The 4,945-nt window shown below is 66.0% G+C and carries 5 protein-coding genes; 2 read left to right on the top strand and 3 right to left on the bottom strand.

Annotation, left to right across the window (positions count from 1 at the left end):
* Positions 1–174 precede the first annotated feature (174 nt).
* Complete coding sequence (locus tag HMPREF9440_RS01480; RefSeq protein ID WP_008540802.1) at positions 175–726, bottom strand: hypothetical protein; 552 nt, start codon at positions 724–726, stop codon at positions 175–177.
* 21 nt (positions 727–747) lie between these two features.
* Entirely contained in the window at positions 748–1,272 is a 525-nt protein-coding gene (locus HMPREF9440_RS01475; RefSeq protein ID WP_008540801.1) for an outer membrane lipoprotein, read from the bottom strand.
* A gap of 312 nt (positions 1,273–1,584) precedes the next feature.
* Here HMPREF9440_RS01475 and HMPREF9440_RS01470 point away from each other — a divergent pair, with 312 nt between their 5' ends.
* Positions 1,585–2,838, top strand: coding sequence for an MFS transporter (locus HMPREF9440_RS01470; RefSeq protein WP_008540799.1), 1,254 nt, complete (start codon positions 1,585–1,587; stop codon positions 2,836–2,838).
* Between the two features lie 45 nt (positions 2,839–2,883).
* Here the strand turns inward: HMPREF9440_RS01470 and HMPREF9440_RS01465 are convergent, their stop codons facing one another.
* Positions 2,884–3,639 (bottom strand): HNH endonuclease signature motif containing protein, encoded by a 756-nt coding sequence (locus HMPREF9440_RS01465; protein ID WP_008540798.1) that lies wholly within the window; start codon positions 3,637–3,639, stop codon positions 2,884–2,886.
* Between the two features lie 340 nt (positions 3,640–3,979).
* Between HMPREF9440_RS01465 and HMPREF9440_RS01460 the strand changes: the two genes are divergently transcribed.
* Positions 3,980–4,732, top strand: coding sequence for a DUF3800 domain-containing protein (locus tag HMPREF9440_RS01460; protein ID WP_008540797.1), 753 nt, complete (start codon positions 3,980–3,982; stop codon positions 4,730–4,732).
* Positions 4,733–4,945 lie beyond the last annotated feature (213 nt).

Raw genomic sequence — 4,945 nt, 5'->3', positions numbered from 1 at the left:
GGAAACTCTCCGTACGACCAGTTTAACCCTGGACGACCTCTACGATCCGGAGAACTTCTGACGCCTTCCCGGCCGGTAGGATCATGAAGAAAAGCCCCGCGGACCTGAAGTCTGCGGGGCTTCCGTGAAGCTTCGGGACGGGCCTCCCTCGGAAGGGGAGGCCACTCCCTCGTCTTATTGCTTGGCGTCCACCGGCGCGATCGACTGCGCTTCAAGGACGCGGATGTTCGTGCGGAGCTGTTCGAGCTCCAACTGCGCCTTGTCGCGGGCGAGTTCGGCACGGGCCTTCTCCTGCGCGACGCTGTTTTCAACCTGCGCGCGCTTGGCTTCGACCTCAAGGCGCTTCAGCTCGATCGAGAGTTCGCGCTCCTGATCGGAGTAGGCGTCCAGCTTCGCCTGGCGTTCGGCCTTGGCCTTGGCGAGCTCGGCCTCGCGCTGCGCGCGGATGCGCTCCGCCCGGGCGCGTTCGACCTTCGCCTTGTTTTCGGCCTCCTGCTTCGCCTTCTGCTGCGCGGCCTGCGCCTTCTGGCGGACTTCCGCGCGGGCGCGGGCTTCGGCTTCGATCTGTTCCTGCTGCTGCTTGACGGCCTGGATGTTCGCGTCCATCTGCGTGCGGTAGATCGCCGCTTCCTCAGCGGACAACTCCGAGACGGCCGCCGAGGCGGGAAGCGCGAAGCTCATCGCCGCGGCGAGCGGGAGGAGGACGCCCAACGTCTTCTTCATCATTTTCAAATCCTTCCTGACTTCTTACTTCGGGCAACCGTAGGGGTTGTTCGGCTGAATGCGGGTTTCGGCGGGCGTGGGCGCGACGAGGATCGCGGTGCCCGTCTTGAATTCGCAGGGCTGACCGACCTGCGTGGACTGGAACATGCGCCCGGCGCTCGTCTTGTAGATCAGCTGCACGCCGTCGACGTACGAGGTCGAGCCCGACCCCGAGGCGGCGTCGCCCGCAAGGCCGCCCACCACGGCGCCGGTGCCGGCGCCCACGAGCGTGTTGTGCGTGTTGGAGTCGACCGCCTGGCCGACGAGCGCCCCGGCGATCGCGCCAAGAATGGCGCCCGTCGTGCGCGCGCGGCTCCCCGCGCTAGAATTGTCCACGGCGACCTTGGCCGGGTTGATCGCGAGGATTTCCACCGTCGTCACCTCCTGCGCGCGGTTGACGCCGGAGGTCGAGTAGGTGTCGGCGCGATAGCGCTGACCGTCGGCGGCACAGCCCGCGAGGGTAAGCGAGACCGCGCAGAGAATCGGGAGGAGGATGGTCTTCTTCGACATTGAAACAACCTTTCTTATGGAGAGAAAAGCGGACGAATCGGTATTCGCCCTGATCTTCAAGGCTCACCATACTACCGAAGAGCGGGGAGGGACACGGGGGCTTCGTTCGGTTGATTCGTGCTTTGGTATCACTTTGTTGCGCTTGAGCCCACGAAATCGTCATCCCGCGCCGCATCGCCGGTGATTCTTTGACCGCGCTTTCACGAGAGGCCCGGACGCGGTTAGGATTCGGCAAACACCACCCGTCGGCCGGGACGACCCTTCGTCTCCGACCGGGCGGGTTTCACGCAACCCTCCACGCAACCCTTTTCCATGACGCCGACCGCACCGTCCGAGGATCCTCCGTGCAACGCCGACGACGCCGACGCACCCGCCCGGGCGTCGGCCGAGCTCAACGGGCTCACCGCGCTCTCGGCGCTTCTCGCCGTCACGCTCGTGATGCGCGGCCCCGTCACGATGGTGGGGCCGCTCGGGCCGGAACTCTCCGCGCTGCTCTCCCTCACCCCGACCGACTTCGGGGTCCTCACCGCGCTTCCCATCGCCCTCTTCGGGCTGGGGAGCTTCGCTGCGGCGCCGCTCGCGGGCCGCCTCGGGCTCCGGCAGGGGGCGGCGCTCGCGGTGCTTCTGGTCCTCCTCGGGACCTTCGCCCGCGCGGTGCCCTCATGGTGGCCGCTCCTCGCGGCGACGGGCGTCGCCGCGCTCGGGATCGCGATCTTGAACGTCCTCATCCCCGTCGTCATCAAGACGGCGTTTTCGGGCTCGGTCGGGCGCGTGATGGGGATCTACACGGGGGTCGTCGGCCTCTCGGGCGCGTTGGGCGGCCTCACGGCCGTGCCGCTCGCCGACGCCCTCGGCGTGGCCGCCCCCACCTGCGCGTGGGGCGTGGTCGCCGCGGCGGCGCTCGTCTTTTGGCGCTGCCGCGCTCCGAAGGGGGTGGACGCCGCTTCTTCCGCTTCTTCTGCGACGTCCGCGAACTCCGGCTCGGGAGCCTTCGCAAGGCTCCTGCGCTCGCCCACCGCGGTGGCGCTGATCGGCGTCATGGGCGTGCAGTCGCTCCTCATCTACACCGTGGCGGCGTGGTTGCCCGGGTGGCTCCAAAACCTCGGGACGAGCGCGGAGATGTCGGGGACGTGGCTCTTCATCTATCTCGTGAGCGGACTGCCCGCCTCGGTGCTCACGCCCCGCTTCATGCGGTGGTGCGGGTCGGAACGCACGGCCGAGTGCGTTTTGGCCGGCCTCTACCTCTTCGGCGTCGCCGGTTGGACGGCGGGCGGCGCTTGGCTTCTTCCCGCCTCGATCGCCGCGGGGGCGAGCCAGGGCGCGATGCTCTCGGTGGCGTTTCTTCTGATGGCGGAGAAAACGTCCGGCACGCGGGAGATGCTCGCGATGTCGGCCTTGGCGCAGGGCGTGGGGTACCTCTTCGCGGGGACGGGCCCCTGGATCTTCGGGCTTCTTCTGGAGACGGGCGGGGCGGCTGGTTGGATCTCGGGCTGGAACTTCGCCGCGGTGATGATCGTCCTTTGGGCGGCCGCGGGCTGGATGGCGGCGCGGCGGCGCCGGATCTGAGCCGCGCTGCGGCGCGCGGGCGGCTCTGCCCGACCAGCCGACCGATCAGCCGTTCCAGCCGTAGAACCTTCGGTGCTCGGCCGTAATCCGGTCATGGTCGGCCTCCGAGACGAGCACCATGTTTTCCGCCTCGTCGGCGCCGCCCTCGGAGAGCGGATGCACGTGATGAACCTGCGCGCCCTCGGGCGTGCCGTCGAAGCCGTGTTGGGCGAGGAATGCCGAACGCTCCGCGGCGCTTCGCGAGACGTCCGCCTCATCCACGTGGGTCGTGCCGTCGATTTCGCCTGCGGCGATGACGCTCTGAAGCTTCGCCTCGTCGCCCGAGACCACGGCGTCGCAGCCGCTCCCGTGCTCGGGGCAGACGAGGCCGTCGGAAGAGGGGGAGTCGGCTGCGTCGGCAAGGTCTTTGACGTCGCTCACGTCAAAGGCGTTCGCGCCGAAGGCGGTGAGGAGGCCGACCGCACCCAGATTGGCGATGCGCCGGCGGTTCGTCTCCGTGAGGAAGGTCGGCCGCTCGCCCGTGGCGTAGGCTTCGAGGTCGCTGCCGAGCGCTTCGGCCGTGTTGCAGACGCCTTCGACGCCGCGGGCGATGCCCTCGACGTAGTCTTCCACGATGGCCTCGGCTTTCTCTGCGTTCAAAGAGACCGCGGCCGAGGCGAGGCCGACCGCTGTTTCGGCGGTGCGCATCGTGCCCTTCACGACGATCGCGCCCGCGGTGACGCCCGTGCGGACGCCGAGCGAAGCGAGGTCGGCGGTGAGCGAAAGGCCTTGGCCGAGGAGATTGAGGGGGTTGATGTTCACAGGGGAATCGGGCAGTGGTGAGGTCGACGATCCAAGGATACCGTCTTTCCAACGGGTTCGGGAGGACGACAAGTTTGGGAGCGCTTGGGGTGCTGCGGGCAGGGGGTTGATGGGGGATCCGGATTTGATGGAAAACACAACTTGGAATATCGGGGGATGGATTGCGGCGGTAGCGGTGTTGTCACTTTTCAGGAGACCCCGGATGGTCCTTCTTCGAGTTTGTTTAGACTTCTGTTTGTCTCGGCGTTTACGCGACCAAGAAGCGCCGTCAACCAACCCCTGGAGCCCGAACGAGGACGCGCGACGACTCCGCAGAACAAAAACGAAAAGGAGTCCCGCCATGGAGAATCCCTCCGAATTCGCCGACTACATCGTTTATTTGGGCGAAAACGGCCCGTCGTTCAAAGCCTCCCCGACCGAGGCGCCGGCATACGCGCTCACCTTCTGCATCTTCGGGAAGAAGCGCTTCGCCGAGGAGACCGCAACCGCCCTGCAGTGCCTGAAGTTCGACTACTTCGGCCACGATCAGGTGATCTTTGATCATCGTGACGTCCTCAAGCGGGAGGGCGATTTTCGAGACGTCCCGGAATCGTCCCGCAAGGGATTTCTCGACGCGATGGTCGGGATCCTCGAGCGCTCGGACATGTCGGTCATCGAGGTCGTCGTCCGTAAGGATCGGCTGAGCCGGGAGGGCGAGGCTTCGAAGGATGTCCGCGCCTTCGCGATGAGGGAGGGCCTGCGGCGCCTCTACGCGTTCACCCGTGCGAAAGGTCAGGCGGACCGCACTTGGCACGTGATCTGCGAGTCGCACGGCACGGCGGAAGACAAGCGTTTCTTGGCCGCGGCGCAAGGCGTCTGCGACGGAGAGAATGCGGACGGCTGCCGCTATCCCTTTGAACTGACGATGTGTCCCAAGACCTTCAATTCCGCAGGCCTGCAGTATGCGGACCTGACGGCCCATTCGATCGGGTTTGAGGTGTTGGAGCCGGAGGCGAAGAGCCGGAGCGGTTCGATTCTCAGGCGGAAGCTTTGGCGAGACGGCGCCGAGTCGGGCGAAGAGATGCCGCAGGAAGTGATCGCGCTCCCCAACTAAACCAAAGGCCCTCGAAACGTTCGAGGGCCTTCTTCTGCAATCTCAGAAAGCAGAAGGGCCTCCGACAAAGTCGAAAGCCCAGCGCCGAGTGGGAAAGCCCCTCTCCATTTGAGGATGATTGTACATGAGGTCGATGAGAATGGAAGCTCTTGTTAGACCTGACCTTGTTAGAGCAATGCGATTGTGACTGCTCCCCACCCATTCTCACGAATG

Source organism: Sutterella parvirubra YIT 11816, from assembly GCF_000250875.1.
GTDB classification, from domain to species: domain Bacteria; phylum Pseudomonadota; class Gammaproteobacteria; order Burkholderiales; family Burkholderiaceae_F; genus Sutterella; species Sutterella parvirubra.
This window is presented reverse-complemented; position numbering and strand designations above follow the sequence as displayed.